This is a genomic window from Mesorhizobium sp. C372A (genome assembly GCF_030323245.1).
Taxonomy (GTDB): domain Bacteria; phylum Pseudomonadota; class Alphaproteobacteria; order Rhizobiales; family Rhizobiaceae; genus Mesorhizobium.
Genome location: NZ_CP100475.1, coordinates 5,967,568 through 5,990,357, shown reverse-complemented (window position 1 = coordinate 5,990,357; position 22,790 = coordinate 5,967,568). Strand labels below are relative to the sequence as shown.

Here is a 22,790-nt window from a genome sequence, read left to right as displayed (position 1 = left end):
GCCGGCGTTTTCAAACAGGGGATCCCCGCTGACCAAACACCGATGGTGGACCGGTATGGTTAAGGAAGTGCTTTCGGGCAGGAGTCCTGTCGCTCTCGCGACTTCTTCATTTTATGGCGAAGCAAGGAGCGAAGCGACGCGGGGCGGACCATAGTATGCATTCCGCGACTTCGAAGCGTTGCCACGGCGCAGAATTCTGCACCGTTGCGCCCTAGCGCGAGGTCGCGACATGGTACTCGGCGTCCGCTACGCTCCCGCTCCACCTGTGGACGACGAAGTTCGATGAAAATCCGCGTGACAAAGTTTGACGTTTACGTAAAAAGAAGGTCGGAGGCCGCCCAGAGGCGGATGGTTTCGCATCGGCCCGGGTCCTAGGATCGAGCGATCGGAGCAGCGGAGGAGAAGCGGCATGTACAAGGCCTCGGTCGACGACATTTCGTTCACGCTCAAGCATGTCGCCGGGCTCAAGCCGGCACTCGACAGCGGCGCGTTCGGGGACCTCGGCGAAGACCTTGTCGACGCCATCCTGGCCGAGGCCGGCCGCTTCGCCAGCGAGGAGGTGGCGCCGCTCTACAAGATCGGCGACCAGCACGGTGCGGTGCTGAAGGATGCAGCCGTGACCATGCCGCCCGGTTGGAAGGCGCTTTACCGCAGCTGGATCGACGGCGGCTGGAACGCGCTGTCGGGACCGGAAGAATTCGGTGGCCAGGGCCTGCCGACCATGCTCGGCGTTGCCGCGCTCGAAATGTGGAACTCCGCCGCCATGGCCTTCGGCATCGGCCCGACGCTGACCATGGGCGCGGTCGAGGCGCTCGACAAGCATGCTTCCCAGGCGCTCAAAGCAAGGTATCTGGCGAAGCTCGTTTCCGGCGAATGGATGGGGACGATGAACCTGACCGAGCCGCAGGCCGGTTCCGATCTCGCCGCTCTGCGCACCCGCGCCGAGCCTGCCGGCGACGGCACCTACCGCATCTTCGGCCAGAAGATCTTCATCACCTATGGCGAGCACGATTTCACCGACAACATCGTCCATCTGGTGCTGGCGCGGCTGCCCGATGCGCCGGCCGGCACGCGCGGCATTTCGTTGTTTTTGGTGCCGAAATTCCTGGTCGACGAAGACGGGTCGCTCGGCGCCCGCAACGACGTCTTCTGTTCGGGCCTCGAGCACAAGCTCGGCATCCATGCCTCGCCGACTTGCACCATGATCTATGGCGACGGGTTCCAGGGTGCTGCGCCCGGCGCCATCGGTTGGCTGATCGGCGAGGAGAACAAGGGGCTCGCCTGCATGTTCACCATGATGAACAACGCGAGGCTTTGCGTCGGCATGCAGGGCGTGGCAGTGGCCGAAGCCGCGACGCAGAAGGCGATCGCCTATGCCAATGAGCGCCGCCAGGGCAAGGCATCGGACTTTTCAGGCGCCGGGATGGCGCCGATCGTCCATCACCCCGACGTGCAGCGCAATCTCTTGACCATGAAGGCTTTGACCCAGATCGCCCGCGCCATCTCGTATTCCTGCGCCTATGCCATCGACTTCGCGCGTGTGTCGACAGGCGAGGAGGCCGCGCATTGGCGCGATCGCGCCAATCTGCTGACGCCGCTGGCCAAGGCCTTTTCCACCGATATCGGCGTCGACGTTGCGTCGCTGGGTGTCCAGGTCCACGGCGGCATGGGCTTCATCGAGGAGACGGGCGCGGCCGCGCTCTATCGCGACGCCCGCATTGCGCCGATCTATGAAGGCACCAACGGCATCCAGGCGATCGACCTTGTAGCCCGCAAATTGCCGCTTGGCGGCGGCGAGCATGTGCACGGCTATATCGCCGAACTGAAGGCCATCGCCGACGAGGTGCGGACCTCGAACCTGCAGGGCTTCGGCCGCACGGCCGAAGCGCTTGACCAGGCGTTCGACGATCTCACCGAGGCGACGCGCTTCCTGCAGAAGCTGCTGGCCGACGGCCGTCTGGACGAAGCGCAAGCCGGTGCGACCCCCTATCTCAGGCTGATCTCGCTTACTGCCGGCGGCGCTTATCTGGCGCGTGGCGGACTTGCCCAGCAGAGCCGCATCGCCCTTTGCCGCTTTTTCGCCGAAAACCTGCTCGGCGAAGTCAGCGCCTTGAAGGAACGCGTCATCGATGGCGCCGAGAGCCTCGCTACCGCCGGCAAGGCGCTGATAACGGCCTGAATACCAGAGCGCTCACCAGGGAAGAATGACCGTGACAGACCATATTCTCGTCGAGCGCCAGGGCGCCATCCAGATCATCCGCATGAACCGTCCCGACAAGAAGAACGCACTGACGCGCGCCATGTACGCGACAATGTCCAAGGCGCTGGCCGAGGGCGATGCCGACCCGGCGGTTCGCGTCCATGTCTTCCTCGGTGTGCCTGGCGCCTTCTCTTCCGGCAACGATCTCGCCGATTTCCTGGTCATCGCCACCGGCGGTGAGGGCGGCAACGAGGTCTGGGACTTCCTGATGGCGCTGGCCAAAACGGAGAAGCCGATGGTCTCCGGCGTCGACGGCATTGCGGTCGGCATCGGCACCACGCTCAATTTGCATTGCGACCTGACTTTCGCCACGCCGCGCACGGTGTTCCGCACACCCTTCGTCGACCTCGGCCTGGTGCCGGAGGCGGGCTCCAGCCTGCTGGCGCCGCTCATCCTCGGCAGGCAGGGCGCCTTCGCGCTGCTTGGACTCGGCGAAGGTTTTTCCGCCGAACGCGCCAAGGCCGCCGGCCTGATCTATGAGGTGGTCGAGGAGGACGGGCTAGAAGCCGCGGCACTCGCCGCGGCCGGCGAGATCGCCGCCAAGCCGCCGCAGGCGCTGAAGATCGCTCGTGACCTGATGCGCGCCCCGCGCGACGAGCTTGTCGCCCGCATCAAGGTGGAGAGCGAGCATTTCTCCGAGCGGCTGAAGTCCGACGAAGCGCGCGCCGCGTTGACCGCGTTTATGACTAGGAAGAAGGCCTGAACTTATCCTCAGGGATAAAGCCGTGTCTTGTCCCAGCCGCCTTCGGCGTTGCGCGAAAAGACCAGCCGATCGTGCAGCCGGAATGGCCGGTCATGCCAGAACTCGATCGCCTGCGGCACGATGCGGAAGCCCGACCAGTGCTTTGGCCGCGGGATTTCGCCGATAGGGTAGCGCGCCGTGTATTCGGCCACCGCCTTCTCCAGGGCAAAGCGGCTTTCCAGCGGCCGCGACTGTTTCGAAGCCCAGGCGCCGATCCGGCTGCCGCGCGGCCGCGTCGCGTAATAGGCGTCGGCTTCAGCGTCGCTGACGATCTCCACCGGACCGCGTATGCGCACCTGGCGGCGCAGCGATTTCCAGTGGAAGCACATCGCCGCCTTCATGCTGCCAAGAATCTCGCGGCCCTTGGCGCTCTCGAAATTCGTGTAGAAGACAAAGCCGCTTTCATCGAAACCCTTGAGCAGCACCATCCGCACATCCGGCATGCCGTCGGCATCGACGGTTGCAAGTGCCACGCCGTTGGCGTCGTTGATTTCGCTTTTCTTGGCGTCCTCCAGCCACTCAGCAAAGAGCCGGAACGGCTCGGCGGCTTCGGTAAAGTCACTAGTTGTTAACTCAGTGTCACTCATAGTTTTTCTCAAATTGTCTCGAGCTTCAGGAGGTTGCCGATTGTCGCGTATCGCGCAAGCTTTTGACAGCGGGCAATGGAGCGTTATCGCTTCGGCCAGTTCGAAAGCCGTGATCGTGATCATCGCACTGCCGCTTGCCGCCTGCGGCGCGGGCGGCTTCAGCCTGGAAAAGGCCGAGGTCGATCGTTCCATCGTCACCTCAAGCGCGCCGGCCAGGGTGACATCGACGGACGCCGACAGCGCTTCCGACCAGACCACGATCGGCAATGCGGTGTCTTCGGCCGACATCGAGGAGCTTCGCGGCCAGGCCGTGCCGTGGGCGAATGCCGACACCGGCTCGCGGGGCTCCATCACCGAACTCGCCGAAGTGCAGGACAACGGCCAGGCCTGCCGCAGCTTTACCGCCTCGCGCGAAAGCTTCGACGGCGTCGCTTTGTTCAAGGGGCAATTGTGCATCGCCGCGGCCGGCGGCTGGCACATGCAGGACTTCAAACCGCTCTGATTTTCGAGGTTTGCGGGGATCGCAATTTCAACCCTCGATAAGCCTGCGCGCCACTGGAATTTCTTCCTATGGGAGCGCATATAAGGGCCAACGTGGATTTAACTCATTTTCCAGGGCAGGACGCATGCGCGACCCCTATGAGGTGCTGGGCGTTGCCAAGAACGCATCGGCCAAGGACATAAAATCGGCTTACCGCAAGCTCGCCAAGAAGTATCATCCGGACCAGAATCCGAATGATCCCAAGGCCAAGGACCGTTTTGCCGCCGCCAATCAGGCCTATGAGGTCGTCGGCGACGAGAAGAACCGTGCGGCCTTCGACCGCGGCGAGATCGACGCCGACGGCAAGCCGAAATTCCAGGGCTTCGAGGGTGCAGCCGGCGGCGGCGATCCGTTCGGTGGCTTCCGCCGCCAGCAGGGCGCCGGCGGCTCGCGCTTCGAATTCCGATCGGGGCGTCCGGGCGGCGATCCGTTCGACGGCAACAGCGACATCTTCAGCCAGATCTTCGGCGACGCCTTTTCCGGCGCGCGCGGCGCCGGAACAGGCGACCGCCGCCAGCAGGCGACCGCCGCCGATCTGAACGTCACGCTCGACGTCACCATCGAGGAGATAGCGACCGCCGAAAAGGTGACGGCGATGTTCCCCGACGGCCGCAAGATCGCGGTCAAGCTGCCGGTCTATGTCGAGGATGGCCAGACCATCCGGCTGAAGGGCCAGGGCGAGCAGGGGCCGGGACAGCCGGGCGATGCGCTGGTCAAGATCCGTATCCGCAGGCACCCGCGCTACCGCATCGAGGGCCGTGACCTGCATGCCGATCTGGAGGTAGCGCTTGCCGATGCGGTGCTGGGCGCCAAGGTGCCGGTCGACACGCCGACCGGCAGGCTGGCGGTCAACATTCCGGCTTGGTCGAGCTCCGATAAAGTGCTGCGCCTGAAGGGCAGGGGCTTGCCGGAAAAGGCGGGTGGCCATGGCGATCTCTACGCCCATGTCCGCATCATGCTGCCGGAAGGCGGCGACAGCGAACTCGAAGCGCTGATGCGCAGCCGCAAAGGCTGACGCGGCTCGACTTGTCTGGCTAGCTGCCGGGCGCTGCTTCCTCCATCCGCCGGATGGTTTCGCCGAAACGGCGCAACGCCTGCCGCACCGGGACATGCGGGCTCTCGATCTCAAGCAGGATCATCGTCTCGCTGCCGAGGAATGCGGCGCTGACCAGGCTGGTTACTTCGGCGGCGGAGAATGGCCCGAGGCCGCCGAACCGCCGCTCCGCCTCTTGCGCCAGTCCGTCCAGAAGTTCGAACCAGCCGCGCAGGTCGCGGCGCACCGCCTTGGCGATCTCGGGGCTCGACAGGCTTGCCGCGATCATCTCGTGCAGGATCCGGACATAGCCGGACGCCAGATCATCGTCGAGGAAATCGCAAGCGCGCTCCCAGCGTTGCCACAGCGGCATCGGTGCCGCAAAAGTCTCCGCCTGGCGCTTCAGCAGGCCCTCGTTTAGATGGTCCAGCAGGGCCAGGAACAGCCGTTCCTTGGAGCCGAAATGGTAATGGATCTGGCTGAGCGGAACGCCGGCGATCTCGGCAACGCGGCGCGTCGACAGATCGGCATAACCGCCTCGATGGAGGCATAACTCGGCAGCCGAAATCAGTTCGGCGCGCGTGTCGCGCTTTTGCTTGTTCTGCGGCGGGGTAACGGCTTCGGCAGCGTCCGTCATGCGGCGTGGCTGCCGCTGTTAGCGGTGCAATCTGGGCGGATCATAGCTTCTCCTGTCCGGGGCTGGACGTCCCTCCACTCTATCTCGGTCGAGCGACCGATCAAGTTGACTCGTCAGAAAATTTATGGTTTTTGACGCTGAATTCGGTCGACCGACCGAATCCTGATGCTTGCATGGAGGGGCAGTCATGGCGGGCGTAATCACCCTTATCTACTGCGTTGCCGCATACCTGATTTTTCTCGGTTCGTTTCTCTATGCGGTCGGTTTCGTCGGCAACATGGTCGTGCCGAAATCGATCGATTCCGGAGTCGCTGGAAGTCCGGTCGAAGCCGTCATCGTCAATGCACTGCTGCTCGGCCTTTTCGCCGCCCAGCACAGCATCATGGCGCGGCCGGTTTTCAAGCGCTGGTGGACACGGATTGTCCCGCACGCGGCCGAACGCAGCACCTATGTGCTTTTGGCCAGCCTCATCCTGCTGCTGCTCTACTGGCAATGGCGGCCGACTCCCGGTCTCGTCTGGACGGTCGAGAACCCGGTCTGGGTCGCCGTCATCCATGGCGTGTTCTGGCTCGGCTGGGCGGTATTGTTGACCAGCACCTTTCTGATCAACCATTTCGAACTGTTCGGCTTGCGCCAGGTTCTCGCCGCTTTGCGCAAGAGCGAACCGGCGCCGCCCGTGTTCAGGACGCCGCTGTTCTACAAATGGGTCCGGCACCCGCTCTATGTCGGCTTCCTCCTGGCCTTCTGGGCGACGCCGTCCATGACATGGGGCCATCTCCTGTTCGCGGTGGGCAGCACCGGCTACATCCTGCTCGGCATCTTCCTCGAGGAACGCGATCTCGTCGCGATGTTCGGCGATCAGTACCGAAGCTACCGCAAGCAGGTGGGAATGCTCATTCCCTGGCGCAAAATGGCTGGATAGGGCCGATGCGTTGCCGGCCAGCCGATTCGGCTGGTCGGCCGGGCCTGGGCCATCAAGGCGCGCTGGCCGCAGTGAGGCGTTCAAATCTCACAACAACCTTATTATCCCCCATTCGTTGTCACGCCGAGTGTCTGAATTGAACGCGCGCCCCGTCTGCGCTTGATGCGCCTTTCTGCCTGTGCGATAGGCACTCCAAAGCAGAAAATCTTTCGGAGAGCGCTGACATGGCGGGTGGACAGGGCCTTATGGCCGGCAAGCGCGGCCTTATACTGGGCGTCGCCAACAACAGATCGATTGCCTACGGCATCGCCAAGGCCTGCGTCGACCATGGCGCCGAGATCGCGCTGACCTATCAGGGCGAGGCGTTCAAGAAGCGCGTCGAGCCGCTGGCTGCGGAATTGGGCGCCTTTGTCGCCGGTCATTGCGATGTCACTGATCCGGCGAGCCTCGACGAGGTGTTTGCCAATGTCGCCAAGCATTGGGGCGGCAAGCTCGACTTCCTCGTCCATGCCATCGCTTTTTCCGACAAGGACGAGCTGACCGGACGCTATGTCGAGACGACGCGCGACAATTTCCTGCGCACCATGGACATTTCGGTCTATTCCTTCACCACCATCGCCAAGCGCGCCGAAGCGCTGATGACCGACGGCGGCTCGCTGCTGACGCTGACCTATTACGGCGCCGAAAAGGTCATGCCGCATTACAACGTCATGGGTGTCGCCAAGGCCGCGCTCGAAGCCAGCGTGCGCTATCTCGCCGTCGACCTCGGCGGCAAGAAGATCCGCGTCAACGCCATCTCGGCCGGGCCGATCAAGACCTTGGCTGCTTCGGGCATCGGCGACTTCCGCTACATCCTCAAGTGGAACGAATACAATTCGCCGCTGAAGCAGACCGTCACCCAGGAAGAAGTCGGCGATTCCGCCGTCTATTTCCTGTCGGACCTGTCGCGTGGCGTCACCGGCGAGGTGCACCATGTCGATTCCGGCTATCACGTCGTCGGCATGAAGGCGGTCGACGCGCCGGATATTTCGACCGTCAAGGAATAGTTCTGCCGCGGTTTCCGCCTGCCTGTCCTGATTTCCGGAAGACCTGATGGTTCCGCTCGTCTACATCGTGCGCCATGGCCAGACGCAGTGGAATGCCGAGTCGCGGCTGCAGGGCCAGGCCGACACCGATCTCAACGCGCTCGGCCGCGAGCAGGCGACCCGCAATGGACGGCGGCTGGCCGAACTGATCCAGAACCCTGAGGATTTCGACTTTGTCGCCAGCCCGATGAAGCGGACGCGCGAGACGATGCAGCGGCTGCGCTTGGCGATGCAGCTCGATCCCGATGCCTACCGCATCGACCCGCGTCTGGTCGAGGTGCACTTTGGCGACTGGCAAGGCTTTACCTATGCCGAACTCGATGCGCGAATGCCGGGCTCGGCGAAGGCGCGACGGCGCAACAAATGGAATTTCCAGCCGCCGGGCGAGGGCGCCGAAAGCTACCAGATGCTGCTCGAACGGGTGAAGCCGTGGTTCGACGCGCTCGACCGCCAGACGGTCTGCGTCACGCATGGTGGCGTCGTGCGGACCCTGTTTCGGATGGTCAAGGGTGTTTCCGAACACGAAGCGGCAAACCTGGAAGTGCGGCAGGACCGGGTGCTCAGGCTGCAGGACGGGCGTCTGGATTGGCTTTAGGTTGGAGCAGATAAACAGGACGACTGTCCTGTTTATCTGGGCAGGGCTCCGCCGAGCGGCAAGACCCTGTTCGGCGTCGGTCTTATTCGGTGTCGGGCAGTTCCATATCGGTGACGACGTTCTCGCCATTCGTCACGTCATAGGCAATGACGATATCCATGCCCGGCTTCAGCGAATCGAGATCGGTCTCGGCGTTGAGCTTGAAGGACTTGCCGTCCTCCAGCGTCAGCGTCAGCGCGTCCTTGTCGACCTTCTTGATCAGGCCTTCGGTCTGGCCGGCATAGGCGGCGGTGGAAATCAGCAACATGGCGGCAGCAGCGCCAATCAGGGTACGCATCGTCGTCCTCTTTGTCATTGCGCCTGCACGGATGGCGGCGAGCTTTCAACGGGCGGATGGAAGAGAGCAGAAACCAACCGAATGTGTCAAAACTAAAACCGCCGGATCACAGTTTGACCGCTGTGGAAAACGCCAATAGAACGCACCTTTGATCCGGTCCGCTGCCGGGCAGGGCTAAAATTCATGTCTCACAACACGTTCGGCCATCTCTTCCGCGTCACCACCTGGGGCGAAAGCCATGGCCCGTCGCTCGGCTGTGTCGTCGACGGCTGCCCGCCCGGCATCCGCTTCACACGGGCCGAAATCCAGGCCGAACTCGACAAGCGCCGCCCCGGCCAGTCACGTTTTGTGACGCAGCGCCGCGAACCGGACGAGGTGAAGGTGCTGTCCGGCTTCATCCTCGACGAGAACGGCGAGACGATGATCACCACCGGCACGCCCGTCTCGATGCTGATCGAGAATGTCGACCAGCGCTCCAAGGACTATGGCGAGATCGCCCGCCAGTACCGCCCCGGCCATGCGGACTACACCTATGACGTCAAATACGGTCTGCGCGACCATCGCGGCGGCGGCCGTTCTTCGGCCCGTGAGACCGCCGCTCGCGTGGCGGCCGGCGCCTTGGCGCGCAAGGTGGTGCCCGGAATGGTGGTGCGCGGCGCACTGGTCTCGATGGGCGAGAAATCCATCGACCGCGCCAACTGGAACTGGAATTTCATCGGTGACGCCGAAAACCCGTTCTTCACCCCCGATCCGGCCTCGGTTCCGGTCTTCACCAGCTATCTCGACGGCATCCGCAAATCCGGCTCCTCGGTGGGCGCGGTTATTGAAATCATCGCCGACGGCGTGCCAGCCGGCCTTGGCGCGCCGATCTATGCCAAGCTCGACCAGGACATCGCGTCCGGCCTGATGTCGATCAACGCCGTCAAGGGCGTCGAGATCGGCAACGGCTTCGAGGCCGCGCGCATCACCGGCGAACAGAATGCCGACGAGATGCGCATCGGCAATGACGGCAAGCCGGTCTTCCTGTCCAACAATGCCGGCGGCATTCTGGGCGGCATCTCGACCGGCCAGGCGATCGTCGCCCGGTTCGCCGTCAAGCCGACCTCGTCGATCCTGACGCCGCGCAAATCCATCGACAAGGACGGCAACGACGTCGACGTCATGACCAAGGGCCGCCACGATCCCTGCGTCGGCATCCGTGCCGTGCCGATAGGCGAAGCCATGGTTGCCTGCGCCATCGCGGACCATTATCTGCGGCACCGGGGACAGACAGGCCAGGGATTAGGCAGTAGGGATTAGGCAATAGGCCAGCCCGTCCTTCCTTCCCTAACTCCTACTGCCCAACCCCTATTCCCTGCGAGCGAAGCGAGCCAATGCCATACGATCAGAAGAAAATCGTCGAAGCCATCCGCGCCTTCGAACGCGGCGAGATCGTCGTCGTCATGGACGATGACGGGCGTGAGAACGAGGGCGACCTGATCGTTGCCGCCGTGCATTGCAGCCCGGAGAAAATGGCCTTCATCATCCGTCACACCTCCGGCATCGTCTGCACGCCGATGCCGCGCGAGGAGGCCAAGCGGCTCAATCTGCAGCCGATGGTCGCCGACAATGATTCCGCCCACACCACGGCCTTTACCGTCAGCGTCGATTTCAAGCATGGCACCACCACCGGCATTTCGGCCGAGGACCGCACGCTGACCGTGCGCAACCTGGCCAACGGCAATGTCGGCGGTTCGGATTTCGTCCGGCCCGGCCACATCTTCCCGCTGATCGCTAGGGAAGGCGGCGTGCTGATGCGTTCGGGCCATACCGAAGCCGCGGTTGATTTGTGCAAACTTGCCGGCCTGCCGCCGGTTGGCGTGATCTCGGAGTTGGTCAATGACGACGGCACCGTCAAGCGCGGCCCGCAGGTGGCGAGCTTTGCCGAGGAACATGGCCTCAAGCAGGTTTCGGTCGCCGACCTCATCGCCTACCGGCAGCGCAAGGAAACGCTGGTCGAACGCGTCGCCTGCTCCGAAATCGACACACTCGGCGGCAAGGCACAGGTCTTCACCTACACGCTGCCCTGGGATTCCATGCACCATGTCGCGGTCGTTTTCGGCGACATCCGTGACGGCGAGGACGTGCCGGTGCGGCTGCATTCGGAGGATGTGGTGACCGACGTGTTCGGCACCAGCCACCGGCTCGACGCCATTATGAAGGCGATGGGCGAACGCAAGCGCGGCGTCATCGTCTATCTCCGGGAGGGTTCGGTCGGCGTCGCCCATCAGGAGCGCAACCGGCCGATGAGTGCCGACCGTGAGGACCACGAAGAGGCCCGCCGCCGTGAGAACGAGTGGCGAGAAATCGGCCTCGGCGCCCAGATCCTGAAGGACCTCGGCATTTCCTCGATCAACCTGATCGCCTCGCGCGAGCGCCACTATGTCGGGCTTGAAGGCTTTGGCATACATATCGCCAAGACCGAGATTATCTAGTTCGTCGCGCAAGAGCGACGCTGCCGAAAAAATTGCGCGGGCAGGTCGCCTGCTTCTGCGATTTGCTGAAGCCTCCACGCGTTCGTCATCCTATGGCGAAGCAAGGAGCGAAGCGACGCGGCGCAGACCATAGGATCCATGCCGCGACTTCGACGCGTTGCAACGGTGCAGAATTCTGCTCCGCTGCACCCTACGGTAACGGAATGGCTCCTCGGGTCTGCGCGTCCGCTTCGCTCCCGCTTCGCCCGTGGATGACGACGCCAGAGGCCTCACCTAATTCCGAACGTTTGCGGTGGTCTCCAAAGCCAACGTCAGGCCTATCCTCACTCCGCGGGAACGGCGGCAGCGTCGCATCCGTCCAGCTCGCATGTGTGGGTGGCCAGGCTGCGCTGGCCCAGCAACACCGTGACCAATGCGATGACGCCGGCCGCCACCGAGACCCAGAACCCGTTCCTGGCGCCGAACTCATCCACCACCGCGCCGGCGGCAAACGACCCGAGCGCCATGCCGATGCCGATGCCGGTCATCACCCAGGTGATGCCTTCGGTCAGCATCGCTTCCGGCACGTGCCGCTCGATCAGGCCGAAGGCGGTGATGAAGGTCGGCGAGATCGCCACGCCGCTGATGAAAACGGTCAGCGCCAGCAGCGGCACCGTGTCGGCGGTGAGCGGCAGCAGCGTGCCGAGCGCGACGAGGGCGACCGCGAGGGCCAACTGGCGCTGCAGCGCCGCTTTCAGGTTGAGCGCACCGACGACGAGGCCGAGCACGAACGATCCCAGCGCATAGACGCCGATGACGAGGCTGGCGGCGCCCGGCTGGCCGAGTTCCTTGGTGATCGCCACCGTGGTCACTTCCGTCGTCGCGAAGGTGGCGCCGACGAAGATCAGGGCGAAGGTGATGATCTGCACCGGCCTGAGCCGGATTGCCGAGCCGCTCGAGACATGGTCCACCGGCCGCACTTGTGGTTCGGTCGAACGCTGCAGGATGAAGGCTGCCGAGCCAAGGGCGAGGAATAGCGTGCTGACCAGGACACCGGCTTCCGGGAACAGAGCGGCACTCAAGCCCACCGACAGCGATGCGCCTGCAATGTAGACGAGTTCGTCCGCCGCCGATTCGAAGGCGAATGCGGTGTTCATCTGCGGCCGGCCGCGAAAAATCTCGGTCCAGCGCGCGCGCACCATCGCCGGCATGCTGGGCATGGCGGCGGCCGCCAGTGCCGACACAAACAGCGTCCACACCGGCCAGTCCTGATTGGCTGCGGCAATCAGCACCGCGAAGGCGAGCACGGTGAGGATGGTGGTCGGAATCACGATCCGCGTCTGGCCGAGGCGATCGACCAGCCGTGATATCTGCGGCGCCACGAAAGCGTTGCTCAGCGCGAACGTCGCCGAGACAGCTCCCGCCAGCCAGTATTCGCCACGCGTCTGCGAGAGCATGGCCACGATGCCGATCGGCGCCATGGCGATCGGCAGCCGCGCGAGGAAGCCCGCGGCGGCAAACCCCTTGGCTCCAGGGGCACGAAAGATTTCCGAGTATGGGTTTTGCATGGCTGGTTCCTCGACAAAGGCCAATTCGACAATTACATACGATGCGTATGAATATAGGTAGTCGATACGCCACGTATGTCAATTGGCATACGAAGCGTATGTGAATAAGGCCAGAACCATGCACAGACCCCGCAAGGAGATGATTGCCGAAACGCGCGCCAAGCTGATCACGGCGGCCCGCCACGCTTTCGGCACGATCGGCTATGCCGACGCGTCGATGGACGACTTCACCGCCTCGGCCGGGCTGACGCGCGGTGCGCTCTATCATCATTTCGGCGACAAGAAGGGCCTGCTGCAGGCCGTCATCGCCGAAATCGATGGCGAGATGGCCGTCCGCATCCATGAGATTGCGTCGCGGGCGCCAAGCCGCTGGCAGCGTTTCGTCGACGAATGCACGACCTATATCGAGATGGCGCTGGAGCCGGAAATCCAGCGCATCATGTTTCGCGACGGTCCGGCTGTGCTCGGCGATCCGGCGCAATGGCCGAATGCCAATGCCTGCGTCGGTTCAATGACCGATCATCTGACCAGGCTGCAGCAGGAGGGGGTGGTCGTCCCCGGCGTCGACCCGGAAACCGCCGCAAGACTAATCAACGGCGCCAGCAGCCAGGCGGCACAGCGCATCGCCAATTCGAACGACCCCGAAGCCACGTCGAAGACCGTGGTGGCGGCCTTCCAGCAGTTGCTTGAAGGCTTGCTTAAAAAGCAGGACTCGCAGCCGGTCTGAAATCTCGCCAGCCGATCCCCGGCATTGCCGAGATTGACAATTCCCGGCCCGGGTTCATCCTCGCCGTCCATCTCTGAGGGGAGATTCGGGCGCATGTGGGATTTCGAAATCGGCAGGTCGGTGTCCATCATGATCAGGACATGGCCTTTCATTGCCCTTCGCATGATCATCTATTTCGGCATCACGCTCGCCTATATCGTGGCGACCGGCAGCGGCGCCTCCGTCGGCTATGGCGTCGGCCATGTCTCCACCGATCCCGACGGGCCGCTGTCCTTTGCGCTCTGGGGCGGCATCGTCGGCATCGGCGTCGTTTCGATCGCGCTGTACTGGATCCGCGAATACATCCTCTATGTCGTCAAGGCCGGCCATATCGCCGTCATGGTCCATCTGATCGATGGCCGCGAGATTCCCAATGGCCAGGACCAGATCGCCTACGCCAAGGATGTGGTGAAGGAACGTTTCGCCGAGGCCAACATCCTTTTCGTGGTCGACCAGCTGGTCAAGGGCGCCATCCGCGCCATCACCGGCCTGATCGGCGGCATCGCCGCCTTCCTGCCCATTCCGGGCCTCGGCGGCCTGGTCGCTTTCATCAATACGGTCATCCGCCTGTCGCTGACCTATGTTGACGAGATCATCCTCGGCTACAACATCCGTATCAACTCGTCGTCGCCCTTCGAAACCGCCCGGCAAGGCGTCGTGCTCTATGCCCAGAACGGCAAGACCATGGTCAAGAACGCCGTCTGGCTGGCGGTCATCATGTGGGGTGTGTCCTTCGTCATCTTCCTTTTGATGCTGGCGCCGGCCGCCGCCATCATGTGGTTCATTCCGGGGCAGCTCGGCGGCTGGGCCTTCGTGCTCGCCATCCTCCTTGCCTGGGCCTTCAAGGCGGCCTTCATCGAACCCTTCGCCATAGCCTGCCTGATGCAGGTCTATTTCAAGACCATCGAAGGCCAGGTGCCGAACGCCGAATGGGACCAGCGGCTGGCCGAGGGGTCGTCCAAGTTCAGGGAACTCAGGGATAAGGCGCTGGCCTCCTTCGGCGGCTCGCGCTGGACGCAGCCGGCGCCCGGGGTGTAATCCCTGTTGAACGTCGGGGCGGTGAGGCGTCAAACCATGGTCAAAGCGGCCGGGCGCGCCTATATCGGGTCATGGTCACCAGGCTCTACACCCATCCGATCTTCCTCGAACATCTGACGCCCCCCGGTCATCCGGAGCGGCCGGACCGCTTGCGCGCTATCGAGCGCGTGCTCGACGACGAGGCCTTCACCGCACTCGATCGGGTAACGGCGCCGCAAGGCGACGAGGCCACAATCCTCTACGCCCACCCCGAGGATTTCGTCGCCCGCGTCCGCGCCGCGATCCCTGAAAGCGGCATTGGCTCGATCGACGCCGACACCAGCGCCAGCCCGAAAAGCTGGCAGGCGGTGGTGACCGCCATCGGTGCCGCCAACGCCGCTGTCGACGACGTCTTCGAGGGCCGCGTCGCCAATGCCTTCGTCGCCTCACGTCCGCCCGGCCACCACGCCGAAAAGACCACGGCGATGGGCTTTTGCCTGTTCAACACCGCGGCGATTGCCGCGCGTTATGCGCAAAAGAAACACGGCGCCGAGCGCGTCGCTATCGTCGATTGGGATGTCCATCACGGCAACGGCACGCAGGACATCTTCTGGGACGATCCCTCGGTGCTCTATTGTTCGACGCACCAGATGCCGCTCTATCCCGGCACCGGCGCCAAGAGCGAAACCGGCGCCGGCAACATCGTCAACGCCCCGCTGGCGCCGCAGACCGGCTCGGACATGTTTCGCGATGCCTTGCTGTCGCGCGTCCTGCCGGCGCTCGACAATTTCGCGCCCGATCTGATCATCATTTCCGCAGGCTTCGACGCTCACCATCGCGACCCGCTGGCCGAGATCAACCTCAGCGAGGACGATTTCGACTGGGCGACAGGCCAGTTGCTGGAACGCGCCGGGCGCCACAGCGGCAACCGGCTCGTCAGCCTGCTTGAGGGCGGCTACGATCTGCAGGGACTGGCATTTTCGGTCGCCGCCCATGTCGGGCGGCTGATGAAGGGGTAAAGTATGGCTGGCGAAGCAAATGAAGACGTGAAGGCGATGAGCTTCGAGCAGGCACTCGACGCGCTGGAAAAGATCGTCGATGATCTGGAACGCGGCGACGTGCCGCTCGACCAATCGATCAAGATCTATGAGCGCGGCGAGGCGCTGAAGGCCCATTGCGACCGGCTGCTGAAGGCGGCCGAAGACAAGGTCGAGAAGATCAGGCTGTCGCGTGATGGCAAACCGGTCGGAACGGAGCCGCTCGACGCGGAGTAGTGGAATGGGGCGGGCATAAAGCAGATAGGAGTTCAAGCATGTGCAGAAACATCAAGACCCTGTTCAATTTCGAGCCGCCGGCGACCCATGACGAGATCCGCGACGCCGCCCTTCAATTCGTGCGCAAACTGAGCGGAACGACGCGGCCCTCGCAGCGCAACCAGGCAGCCTTCGACCGTGCCGTCGAGGCGATCGCCGAATCGGCGCATGAATTGCTGCATTCGCTGGAAACCACGCATCATCCGCGCAATCGTGAAGAGGTGGCGGCCAAGGCAAAAGCCAAATCGGCGCTCCGCTTCGCCTGAGGACATCCAGATGAGTTTCTTCCCCGGCAAGGACCCTGAGCCTGGCGATGCCTTCGCCAGCGACCAGATCGAGCTCATGGTCATTCCAAACGCCAAGGACATTGGCGGCTTCCAGGTTCGTCGCGCTCTGCCCACGGCAAAGCGGCGGCTGGTCGGTCCCTTCATCTTCTTCGACCGCATGGGGCCGGCGATCTTGCGCGCCGGCCAGGCGATGGATGTGCGCCCGCACCCGCATATCGGGCTTTCCACCGTCACCTATCTGTTCGACGGCAATATCAGGCACCGCGATTCGCTCGGCACCGAGATGGTCATCCAGCCCGGCGACGTGAATTTGATGACCGCCGGCCGCGGCATTGTCCATTCCGAGCGCACGCCCGAAGAACTGCGCGGCGCGCCGATGTCGGTCTCCGGCCTGCAGACATGGCTGGCTTTGCCCGACGGCAAGGAGGAAGTGGCGCCGGTGTTCGAGAACACGGCCGCGCTCCTTCTGCCCGAGATCGACGCCGAAGGTGTTTCCGGCCGCGTGGTGATCGGCGATTTCCAGGGACTGCGCTCGCCGGTAAGAGCCGACACCGAGACGCTCTACGCCGATCTGAGGCTGGCGCCCGGCGCCAGCGTCAAAATTCCCGCCGACGCCGAGGAACGCGCCATCTACACGCTGGACGGCGATGTCTCAATCTCGGGCGACCGTTTTCCGGCCGAACGGCTGCTGGTGTTCCGGCCTGGCGACGAGATCGTCGTGTCGTCCGAGCGCGGCGCCCATTTCATGCTCTTCGGCGGCGCTTCGCTCGGCTCTCCGCGCCACATCTGGTGGAACTTCGTCTCGTCGTCGAAGGAACGCATCGAACAGGCCAAGCAGGAATGGAAGACGGGCCGCTTCGATATCGTTCCTGGAGATGAGGAAGAGTTCATTCCGTTACCGGACAATTAACGTCAGCATCACCCGCGTCACTGACACGCATTTACATTCGGGCGACGCAGGCATATTTCGCCATGATCGACGCGCATCATAGCTGAGCAGGCCCTTAACAGTGAACGCAACGCTGCATACGCCGCTTCTCGACAAGGTCCGCATTCCAGCCGACCTGAAGAAGCTTGACGAAAGCGAGCTGCCGCAGCTGGCCTCGGAGCTGCGCGCCGAGCTGATCGATGCCGTCTCGCATACGGGCGGGCATCTCGGCGCTGGCCTAGGTGTCGTCGAACTGACGGTGGCGCTGCACTATGTCTTCAACACGCCGGAAGACCGCGTGATCTGGGATGTCGGCCACCAGGCCTATCCACACAAGATCCTGACCGGCCGCCGCGACCGCATCCGAACGCTCAGGCAAGAAGGCGGCCTGTCCGGCTTCACCCGTCGCGCCGAGAGCGAATACGACCCGTTCGGCGCCGCGCACTCCTCGACCTCCATTTCCGCTGGCCTCGGCATGGCCATGGCGCGCGACCTCTCCGGCGGCCACAACAATGTCATTGCCGTCATCGGCGACGGCGCCATGTCTGCCGGCATGGCCTATGAAGCCATGAACAACGCCGGCGCGCTCGATGCTCGCCTGATCGTCATTCTCAACGACAACGACATGTCGATCGCGCCGCCGACCGGCGCCATGAGCGCCTATCTGGCGCGGCTTGCCTCTGGCAAGACCTATCTTGGCCTGCGCGACTTCGGCAAGAAACTGACCTCCTATCTCGGCAAGCGTGCCGATCGCGCCATCAAGCGGGCGGTCGAGCATGCGCGCGGCTACGTCACCGGCGGCACGCTGTTCGAGGAGCTTGGCTTCTACCATATCGGCCCGATCGACGGCCACAATCTCGAGCATCTGATCCCGGTGCTGAAGAACGTCCGCGACCATGCCGACGGTCCGGTGCTGATCCATGTCGTGACCCAGAAGGGCAAGGGCTACGCGCCGGCCGAGGCTGCGGCCGACAAATATCATGGCGTGAACAAGTTCGACGTCATCACCGGCGCGCAGACCAAGGCCCCGGCCAATGCGCCGGCCTACACCAAGGTGTTTGCCGAAAGCCTGGTCCAGGAAGCCCGCCTGGACGAACGTATCGTCGCCGTCACCGCCGCCATGCCGAACGGCACCGGCCTCGATTTGTTCGGCGAAGCGTTTCCGACCCGGACCTTCGATGTCGGCATTGCCGAGCAACATGCCGTGACCTTCGCCGCCGGCCTCGCCAGCGAGGGCTACAAGCCCTTCGCCGCCATCTATTCGACCTTCCTGCAGCGCGCCTACGATCAGGTCGTCCATGATGTGGCGATCCAGAAACTGCCGGTGCGTTTCCCGATCGACCGCGCCGGTTTCGTCGGCGCCGACGGCGCCACTCATTGCGGCGCCTTCGACACCACCTTCCTGGCGACGCTGCCGGGCTTCGTGGTGATGGCGGCCGCCGACGAGGCGGAGCTTCGCCACATGGTGCGCACCGCCGCCTATTATGACGAAGGCCCGATCGCCTTCCGCTATCCGCGCGGCAATGGCGTCGGCGTCGACATGCCGGAGCGCGGCTCGGTGCTCGAAATCGGCAAGGGCCGCATCGTCAGGGAAGGCACCAAGGTGGCGCTTCTGTCCTTTGGCACAAGACTGCAGGACTGTCTGCTGGCGGCCGAGGAACTCGGCGCGGCAGGGCTTTCGACGACGGTTGCGGACGCCCGTTTCGCCAAGCCGCTGGACGAGGATTTGATCCGCCGTCTCGCCCGCTCGCACGAAGTGCTGGTGACGGTGGAAGAGGGCGCTGTCGGCGGTTTCGCCAGCCACGTGCTGCAGTTCCTCGCCCATGAAGGCTTGCTGGAAAGCGGTCTGAAAGTTCGGCCGCTTGTGCTGCCGGACGAGTTCACCGACCACGCCAAGCCGGAAAAAATGTATGCCGATGCCGGGCTCGACGCGGCCGGCATCGTGCGCACCGTGTTCGTCGCGCTCGGCCATTCCGCGCGCGCGCAGCGCGCCTGAATCAAACCTCACGCCTCTGAAGCGGTTGTCGGCAGCAACCCTAACGCTGTGTTAACGCTTCCTTTTGGCGTTTTGCTTACCGTGTCTTTTGGCCGTTTTTCAACGCCCCCCTGCTAGAACGAGAGCCAGGCAGGGAGTTAAAAACAATGCGAACGCTTCTGTGCGGCGCGGCCCTTTTGGCCGTCATCGCCGCGCCGGCCATGGCCGAGACGCGCTATGACCGCAAGCTCGAACAGGCGGTGGCAGGCATCGTCGCCGGCAAGATGGGCGATATCAGGGGCGCTTTTTCCTACAAGCAGGTTCCGCAGCTTGTCGTCGTGCCGGACGCACCAGTCGTTGCTGTCGAGCGCCCGCGCAAGCAGGCTTCAGATGACGTAAGCGACGGCCTGATGCCGGCCGTTGAACGGCAGGTCTCACGGACGATCTTCTAAAACCACATATCGCGCACGCAGCGCCCATCGCGCGGCAGGTCGTCATAAGTGTCCAGCCCGTCGAAATGGTCGATCGGCAGGTCGGCGACCGCCTCCGGCGGTGCCAGCCTGACATTGACGGCGATCCGCGTGCGGCCGCTGTCGCTGCGGCGCAAACCGCGCCAGGCAAGCACACAGGCACATGTCGGGCAAAACAGTATTTCCAGCGACGGCGTCTCCTTGCCAGCGCGGGTGTAGGACTGCACAGGCCCCACAAGCCGGATACGCTCGTCGACAAAGTCATAGGCCCAGAGTGTGCCATAGCGGCGGCAAAGCGTGCAATTGCAGGCCGTGATCGGGCCGGGATCGCCTTCCAGGGTCCAGTGGGCGGCGCCGCAATGGCAGGTTCCCGTCAGCATTCGTCTTCCTCCGCATTGCCTGAGCCTCTACATCTTGCCGGACTGGCTGCGCTATTCAACCGGGCGGACTGGCTTGCGGCCCGGGTCTCGACGTCCTCCTATGCCAATGTCCTTGCCTTCGCGGCCGGCTTTCGCCATGAAGGCCGATGAACTCCCCTCTGCCAGCCAGCACACGCCAGCGGCTCGACGAATTGCTCGTCCAGCGCGGCCTGTTTGCGAGCCGCTCGCGCGCCCGCGACGCGGTCGAGCGCGGCACCGTGACGGTCGACGGCGTGGTCGCCCGCAAGCCCGGCCAGACGGTTCTGCCGCACTGTCTCATCGTCATCGACGACCCGGCGCAGGGTTATGTCTCACGCGCGGCGCTGAAGCTGATCGCCGGGCTCGACCATTTCAGTCTCGATCCCGCGGGCAGTGAAGCCCTCGATATCGGCGCCTCGACAGGCGGCTTCACCCAGGTGCTGCTCGAACGCGGCGCGGCCCATGTCACTGCCATCGATGTCGGCCACGGCCAGATGCATCCCGGTGTCTCGTCCGACCCGCGCGTCACCGTGATCGAGGGCCTCAACGCTCGCGAGCTCGCGGCTGCCGATCTCGGCGGCCGTATCCCCGATTTCATCGTCTCCGATGTCAGCTTCATCTCGTTGAAACTGGCGATGCCACCGGCGTTGGCATTGGCACGGGACGGCGCTCGTGCGGTGTTTCTGGTCAAGCCGCAATTCGAGGCCGGCCGCGAGGCGATCGGCAAGGGCGGTCTTTTGAAAGACCCTTATGACGCCGCCCGTGTGGCCGGCTTGCTGCAGGAATGGCTCGAAGGCGTCCCTGGCTGGCGTACATTGGGCTTGCACATGTCGCCGATCGAAGGCGGGGACGGCAACCGCGAATTCCTGCTTGCCGGGATCAAGGATGCCGGGACCAAGGATGCCGGGACCAAGGACCGATGAGCACGGGCTTCACCATCAAGAGACTGGGTTCGCAGGGCGACGGCGTCGCCGAGACGGAAACCGGCGAGCTGTTCATTCCCTTCACCCTGCCCGGCGAGACCGTCACCGCCGCGCGCGAGAGGGATCGCGCCATGCTGATGGCGGTATTGGAGACGTCGCCGCTGCGTATCGATCCGGCCTGCCGGCATTTCACCGAATGTGGCGGCTGCGCCGTCCAGCATCTGCAAGCCGACGCTTACCAGCAATGGAAACGCGACAAGGTCGTGCATGCCTTGAAAGGCATTGCCGGCGACATCGGCGCCCTGGTGCCGTGTGCGCCACACACACGCCGCCGCGTCGTGCTTGCCGCCAGGCGCGCCGACACAGGCATGCTGCTTGGCTTCCATCGCCATCTGTCGCCGGAAATCATCCCCATCGAGGAATGTCCGATCTCGCTGCCGGAGATCGTTGCCGCGCTCGATCGCTTGAGGTCGGTCGCCGACCTGGTTTGCGCCACCACCAAATCGTTCCGGATGGCGGTCACTGTGACGGGCTCGGGGCTTGACGTCGCTGTCTATGAGTCGGGCAAGCTGGGCGAGAACCAGCGCCGGGTCGCCTCCAACTTCATCATGGCCAATGGCTTTGCCCGGCTTTCGATCGACGACGAGATTGTCATCGAGCCGAAAAAGCCGGTGGTCATGTTCGGCACCGTCGCTGTCGCCATACCGCCTGGCGCCTTCCTGCAGGCAACGCAAGCCGCCGAACAGACGATGGCCGATCTCGTTGGCGGACATCTGAAGCGTGCCAGGAAAGTCGCGGATCTTTTCGCCGGCTGCGGCAGCTTTGCGCTTCGGCTGGCGGCCAAATCCGAAGTCCACGCGGTCGAAGGCGACGCGGCAGCCCTTTCGGCGCTCGACCGCGGATCGCGCTTCGCCACCGGCCTGAAGCGGGTAACCGGCGAACGCCGCGACCTGTTCCGGCGGCCGCTGACGTTCAAGGAGCTGAATGCTTTCGATGGCGTCGTCTTCGACCCGCCGCGCGCCGGCGCCGAGGACCAGTCGAAGCAGATCGCCCGCTCGGATGTGCCGTTCGTCGCCGCCGTCTCCTGCAATCCGGTGACGCTGGCACGAGACCTGCGCATCCTGATTGACGGCGGCTACATCTTGAAGAGCGTCACGCCCATCGACCAGTTCCTGTGGTCGCCGCATGTCGAGGCCGTGGCGCTGCTGGAGAAGCCGAAACGGCGACGTTAATCCGCCGATTTTCACAAGGCCGTGCTTGAGTTTGCCGCCCCCCGCAAGACGTAGCCGGCTGGCAAACTAGCCTTCGCGAACGCTTTCGTACCCGGCCGCTTGTGCGGCCTTGATGAACTTACGGTCGAAGGACACAAATGCTAAGCAGTGCGAGGACTTGCCCAGATGGAGCGCATCGGCGAAATCCATTCCCGTCTCGGCTAGATCGACCGCGGAAGAGACCATCGCAGCATCCTCTATCTCGATAGTGGGAAGCCCGCCGAACACCCGCAGTGCATTGACGATCGAGGCCTGATCATAACCATAGCCGCTGCGCAGCACCCACTCAGCCTCCAGGATCACCGTGACGGCGACGAAAACGGGCTGACCGTCGATCAGCCGCCGGGCTCGCGGGGACTGCTCGGGATCGTCGTTCGTCAGATACCTGACGACAACGTTGGTATCAATCGCGAGCATGGCGCCGCCGTGCTTCAGCAAGGACGGCTGCGTCCATCTCCTCCAAGGTCTTCGGTCTGCCACTGTGCGGCAGGACACCAAAGACATCTTCTGGTCGTGTCGGGGCAAAGGCAGGCGCCGGTCTCAAAAGTACACCGTCCGGTGTGTCTTCGACCTGCAGGCGCGTGCCCGCGCCCCAGTCCCTCCGTTTGCGGATAGCGCTGGGCAGGATGACTTGTCCCTTGGTCGAGACGGTCGTTATAAGCTTTTCTATTGCACCCATTGC

Annotated in this window: 26 protein-coding genes; 19 read left to right on the top strand and 7 right to left on the bottom strand. The window is 63.8% G+C overall.

The genetic code is table 11. The features are described 5' to 3' along the window. Nucleotides 1-409: 409 nt before the first annotated feature. Together NLY42_RS28975 and NLY42_RS28970 are read left to right on the top strand one after the other, a co-directional pair. Nucleotides 410-2,179, top strand: coding sequence for an acyl-CoA dehydrogenase family protein (locus NLY42_RS28975; protein ID WP_286488915.1), 1,770 nt, complete (start codon nt 410-412; stop codon nt 2,177-2,179). 31 nt (nt 2,180-2,210) lie between these two features. Continuing rightward, a complete protein-coding gene (locus tag NLY42_RS28970) occupies nt 2,211-2,963 on the top strand; it encodes a crotonase/enoyl-CoA hydratase family protein (RefSeq protein WP_023754094.1) in 753 nt (250 codons plus the stop codon). An 8-nt stretch (nt 2,964-2,971) separates the two neighbouring features. Here NLY42_RS28970 and pdxH read toward each other — a convergent pair whose 3' ends face one another. Then, a complete protein-coding gene (gene pdxH, locus NLY42_RS28965; RefSeq protein ID WP_023754095.1) occupies nt 2,972-3,589 on the bottom strand; it encodes a pyridoxamine 5'-phosphate oxidase in 618 nt (205 codons plus the stop codon). Between the two features lie 40 nt (nt 3,590-3,629). Between pdxH and NLY42_RS28960 the strand changes: the two genes are divergently transcribed. Both NLY42_RS28960 and NLY42_RS28955 read left to right on the top strand, forming a co-directional pair. After that, nucleotides 3,630-4,091 carry an RT0821/Lpp0805 family surface protein gene (locus tag NLY42_RS28960; protein ID WP_023687129.1) on the top strand — a complete coding sequence of 154 codons (462 nt, stop codon included), beginning with the start codon at nt 3,630-3,632 and terminating at the stop codon, nt 4,089-4,091. A 124-nt stretch (nt 4,092-4,215) separates the two neighbouring features. Continuing rightward, a complete protein-coding gene (locus tag NLY42_RS28955) occupies nt 4,216-5,145 on the top strand; it encodes a DnaJ C-terminal domain-containing protein (protein ID WP_023692090.1) in 930 nt (309 codons plus the stop codon). Between the two features lie 19 nt (nt 5,146-5,164). On the opposite strand, the gene NLY42_RS28950 is transcribed toward NLY42_RS28955, so the two are convergent. After that, nucleotides 5,165-5,800, bottom strand: a complete 636-nt coding sequence (locus NLY42_RS28950) for a TetR/AcrR family transcriptional regulator (protein ID WP_023692089.1) — start codon at nt 5,798-5,800, stop codon at nt 5,165-5,167. A gap of 187 nt (nt 5,801-5,987) precedes the next feature. Between NLY42_RS28950 and mddA the strand changes: the two genes are divergently transcribed. The 3 genes from mddA to NLY42_RS28935 all read left to right on the top strand — a co-directional run bounded on the left by mddA (nt 5,988) and on the right by NLY42_RS28935 (nt 8,402). Then, on the top strand, nt 5,988-6,722 hold the full coding sequence (gene mddA / locus NLY42_RS28945; RefSeq protein ID WP_023754096.1) for a methanethiol S-methyltransferase: 735 nt from the start codon (nt 5,988-5,990) through the stop codon (nt 6,720-6,722). A 224-nt stretch (nt 6,723-6,946) separates the two neighbouring features. Beyond that, complete coding sequence (gene fabI / locus NLY42_RS28940; RefSeq protein WP_023727494.1) at nt 6,947-7,768, top strand: enoyl-ACP reductase FabI; 822 nt, start codon at nt 6,947-6,949, stop codon at nt 7,766-7,768. A 46-nt stretch (nt 7,769-7,814) separates the two neighbouring features. After that, a complete protein-coding gene (locus tag NLY42_RS28935) occupies nt 7,815-8,402 on the top strand; it encodes a histidine phosphatase family protein (protein ID WP_023668442.1) in 588 nt (195 codons plus the stop codon). 82 nt (nt 8,403-8,484) lie between these two features. Here the strand turns inward: NLY42_RS28935 and NLY42_RS28930 are convergent, their stop codons facing one another. Then, complete coding sequence (locus NLY42_RS28930; protein ID WP_023685405.1) at nt 8,485-8,739, bottom strand: DUF1344 domain-containing protein; 255 nt, start codon at nt 8,737-8,739, stop codon at nt 8,485-8,487. A 183-nt stretch (nt 8,740-8,922) separates the two neighbouring features. Here NLY42_RS28930 and aroC point away from each other — a divergent pair, with 183 nt between their 5' ends. Both aroC and ribB read left to right on the top strand, forming a co-directional pair. Next, complete coding sequence (aroC, locus tag NLY42_RS28925; RefSeq protein ID WP_023830036.1) at nt 8,923-10,038, top strand: chorismate synthase; 1,116 nt, start codon at nt 8,923-8,925, stop codon at nt 10,036-10,038. Between the two features lie 74 nt (nt 10,039-10,112). Next, entirely contained in the window at nt 10,113-11,213 is a 1,101-nt protein-coding gene (gene ribB, locus NLY42_RS28920; protein ID WP_023668438.1) for a 3,4-dihydroxy-2-butanone-4-phosphate synthase, read from the top strand. A gap of 323 nt (nt 11,214-11,536) precedes the next feature. On the opposite strand, the gene NLY42_RS28915 is transcribed toward ribB, so the two are convergent. After that, nucleotides 11,537-12,760, bottom strand: a complete 1,224-nt coding sequence (locus NLY42_RS28915; protein ID WP_023747551.1) for an MFS transporter — start codon at nt 12,758-12,760, stop codon at nt 11,537-11,539. Nucleotides 12,761-12,878: 118 nt separating this feature from the next. Here NLY42_RS28915 and NLY42_RS28910 point away from each other — a divergent pair, with 118 nt between their 5' ends. From NLY42_RS28910 to NLY42_RS28875, 8 genes are all read left to right on the top strand, one after another. After that, nucleotides 12,879-13,487 carry a TetR/AcrR family transcriptional regulator gene (locus NLY42_RS28910; RefSeq protein WP_023747550.1) on the top strand — a complete coding sequence of 203 codons (609 nt, stop codon included), beginning with the start codon at nt 12,879-12,881 and terminating at the stop codon, nt 13,485-13,487. Nucleotides 13,488-13,580: 93 nt separating this feature from the next. Further along, entirely contained in the window at nt 13,581-14,564 is a 984-nt protein-coding gene (locus tag NLY42_RS28905; protein WP_023747549.1) for a hypothetical protein, read from the top strand. A 71-nt stretch (nt 14,565-14,635) separates the two neighbouring features. Further along, the gene (locus NLY42_RS28900) at nt 14,636-15,562 is read left to right on the top strand and encodes a histone deacetylase family protein (RefSeq protein WP_023754097.1); all 927 of its coding nucleotides are present in this window, start codon (nt 14,636-14,638) and stop codon (nt 15,560-15,562) included. A gap of 3 nt (nt 15,563-15,565) precedes the next feature. Next, a complete protein-coding gene (locus tag NLY42_RS28895; RefSeq protein WP_023668433.1) occupies nt 15,566-15,817 on the top strand; it encodes an exodeoxyribonuclease VII small subunit in 252 nt (83 codons plus the stop codon). Between the two features lie 38 nt (nt 15,818-15,855). After that, nucleotides 15,856-16,122: a DUF2277 domain-containing protein gene (locus NLY42_RS28890; RefSeq protein ID WP_023668432.1), complete on the top strand. Its 267-nt coding sequence runs from the start codon at nt 15,856-15,858 to the stop codon at nt 16,120-16,122. 10 nt (nt 16,123-16,132) lie between these two features. Continuing rightward, nucleotides 16,133-17,053, top strand: coding sequence for a pirin family protein (locus NLY42_RS28885; RefSeq protein ID WP_023685413.1), 921 nt, complete (start codon nt 16,133-16,135; stop codon nt 17,051-17,053). A gap of 100 nt (nt 17,054-17,153) precedes the next feature. After that, the gene (dxs, locus tag NLY42_RS28880; RefSeq protein WP_023685414.1) at nt 17,154-19,067 is read left to right on the top strand and encodes a 1-deoxy-D-xylulose-5-phosphate synthase; all 1,914 of its coding nucleotides are present in this window, start codon (nt 17,154-17,156) and stop codon (nt 19,065-19,067) included. A 146-nt stretch (nt 19,068-19,213) separates the two neighbouring features. Next, entirely contained in the window at nt 19,214-19,498 is a 285-nt protein-coding gene (locus NLY42_RS28875; RefSeq protein ID WP_023735582.1) for a hypothetical protein, read from the top strand. Here the strand turns inward: NLY42_RS28875 and NLY42_RS28870 are convergent. Then, nucleotides 19,495-19,896 carry a GFA family protein gene (locus NLY42_RS28870; RefSeq protein WP_023692079.1) on the bottom strand — a complete coding sequence of 134 codons (402 nt, stop codon included), beginning with the start codon at nt 19,894-19,896 and terminating at the stop codon, nt 19,495-19,497. The genes NLY42_RS28875 and NLY42_RS28870 overlap by 4 nt on opposite strands. Nucleotides 19,897-20,042: 146 nt before the next feature. On the opposite strand from NLY42_RS28870, the gene NLY42_RS28865 reads away from it, so the two are divergent. Then, nucleotides 20,043-20,837 carry a TlyA family RNA methyltransferase gene (locus NLY42_RS28865; protein ID WP_023702017.1) on the top strand — a complete coding sequence of 265 codons (795 nt, stop codon included), beginning with the start codon at nt 20,043-20,045 and terminating at the stop codon, nt 20,835-20,837. After that, nucleotides 20,834-22,069, top strand: a complete 1,236-nt coding sequence (locus NLY42_RS28860; RefSeq protein WP_023668426.1) for a class I SAM-dependent RNA methyltransferase — start codon at nt 20,834-20,836, stop codon at nt 22,067-22,069. Before NLY42_RS28865 ends, NLY42_RS28860 begins: the two co-directional genes overlap by 4 nt. A gap of 66 nt (nt 22,070-22,135) precedes the next feature. On the opposite strand, the gene NLY42_RS28855 is transcribed toward NLY42_RS28860, so the two are convergent. Together NLY42_RS28855 and NLY42_RS28850 are read right to left on the bottom strand one after the other, a co-directional pair. Continuing rightward, nucleotides 22,136-22,525, bottom strand: a complete 390-nt coding sequence (locus NLY42_RS28855) for a type II toxin-antitoxin system VapC family toxin (protein WP_023727489.1) — start codon at nt 22,523-22,525, stop codon at nt 22,136-22,138. After that, nucleotides 22,512-22,787: an AbrB/MazE/SpoVT family DNA-binding domain-containing protein gene (locus NLY42_RS28850; protein WP_081725433.1), complete on the bottom strand. Its 276-nt coding sequence runs from the start codon at nt 22,785-22,787 to the stop codon at nt 22,512-22,514. Before NLY42_RS28850 ends, NLY42_RS28855 begins: the two co-directional genes overlap by 14 nt. Between the last annotated feature and the right edge of the window lie 3 nt (nt 22,788-22,790).

Coding starts and splice junctions, on each gene's coding strand:
- NLY42_RS28950 (WP_023692089.1), bottom strand. CDS start 5,800: ATGACGGACGCTGCCGAAGCCGTTACCCCGCCGCAGAACAAGCAAAAG.
- NLY42_RS28850 (WP_081725433.1), bottom strand. CDS start 22,787: ATGGGTGCAATAGAAAAGCTTATAACGACCGTCTCGACCAAGGGACAA.
- mddA (WP_023754096.1), top strand. CDS start 5,988: ATGGCGGGCGTAATCACCCTTATCTACTGCGTTGCCGCATACCTGATT.
- NLY42_RS28910 (WP_023747550.1), top strand. CDS start 12,879: ATGCACAGACCCCGCAAGGAGATGATTGCCGAAACGCGCGCCAAGCTG.
- NLY42_RS28975 (WP_286488915.1), top strand. CDS start 410: ATGTACAAGGCCTCGGTCGACGACATTTCGTTCACGCTCAAGCATGTC.
- NLY42_RS28930 (WP_023685405.1), bottom strand. CDS start 8,739: ATGCGTACCCTGATTGGCGCTGCTGCCGCCATGTTGCTGATTTCCACC.
- NLY42_RS28870 (WP_023692079.1), bottom strand. CDS start 19,896: ATGCTGACGGGAACCTGCCATTGCGGCGCCGCCCACTGGACCCTGGAA.
- NLY42_RS28875 (WP_023735582.1), top strand. CDS start 19,214: ATGCGAACGCTTCTGTGCGGCGCGGCCCTTTTGGCCGTCATCGCCGCG.
- fabI (WP_023727494.1), top strand. CDS start 6,947: ATGGCGGGTGGACAGGGCCTTATGGCCGGCAAGCGCGGCCTTATACTG.
- aroC (WP_023830036.1), top strand. CDS start 8,923: ATGTCTCACAACACGTTCGGCCATCTCTTCCGCGTCACCACCTGGGGC.
- pdxH (WP_023754095.1), bottom strand. CDS start 3,589: ATGAGTGACACTGAGTTAACAACTAGTGACTTTACCGAAGCCGCCGAG.
- NLY42_RS28955 (WP_023692090.1), top strand. CDS start 4,216: ATGCGCGACCCCTATGAGGTGCTGGGCGTTGCCAAGAACGCATCGGCC.
- NLY42_RS28890 (WP_023668432.1), top strand. CDS start 15,856: ATGTGCAGAAACATCAAGACCCTGTTCAATTTCGAGCCGCCGGCGACC.
- ribB (WP_023668438.1), top strand. CDS start 10,113: ATGCCATACGATCAGAAGAAAATCGTCGAAGCCATCCGCGCCTTCGAA.
- NLY42_RS28915 (WP_023747551.1), bottom strand. CDS start 12,760: ATGCAAAACCCATACTCGGAAATCTTTCGTGCCCCTGGAGCCAAGGGG.
- NLY42_RS28895 (WP_023668433.1), top strand. CDS start 15,566: ATGGCTGGCGAAGCAAATGAAGACGTGAAGGCGATGAGCTTCGAGCAG.
- NLY42_RS28855 (WP_023727489.1), bottom strand. CDS start 22,525: ATGCTCGCGATTGATACCAACGTTGTCGTCAGGTATCTGACGAACGAC.
- NLY42_RS28900 (WP_023754097.1), top strand. CDS start 14,636: ATGGTCACCAGGCTCTACACCCATCCGATCTTCCTCGAACATCTGACG.
- NLY42_RS28885 (WP_023685413.1), top strand. CDS start 16,133: ATGAGTTTCTTCCCCGGCAAGGACCCTGAGCCTGGCGATGCCTTCGCC.
- NLY42_RS28865 (WP_023702017.1), top strand. CDS start 20,043: ATGAACTCCCCTCTGCCAGCCAGCACACGCCAGCGGCTCGACGAATTG.
- NLY42_RS28860 (WP_023668426.1), top strand. CDS start 20,834: ATGAGCACGGGCTTCACCATCAAGAGACTGGGTTCGCAGGGCGACGGC.
- NLY42_RS28935 (WP_023668442.1), top strand. CDS start 7,815: ATGGTTCCGCTCGTCTACATCGTGCGCCATGGCCAGACGCAGTGGAAT.
- NLY42_RS28905 (WP_023747549.1), top strand. CDS start 13,581: ATGTGGGATTTCGAAATCGGCAGGTCGGTGTCCATCATGATCAGGACA.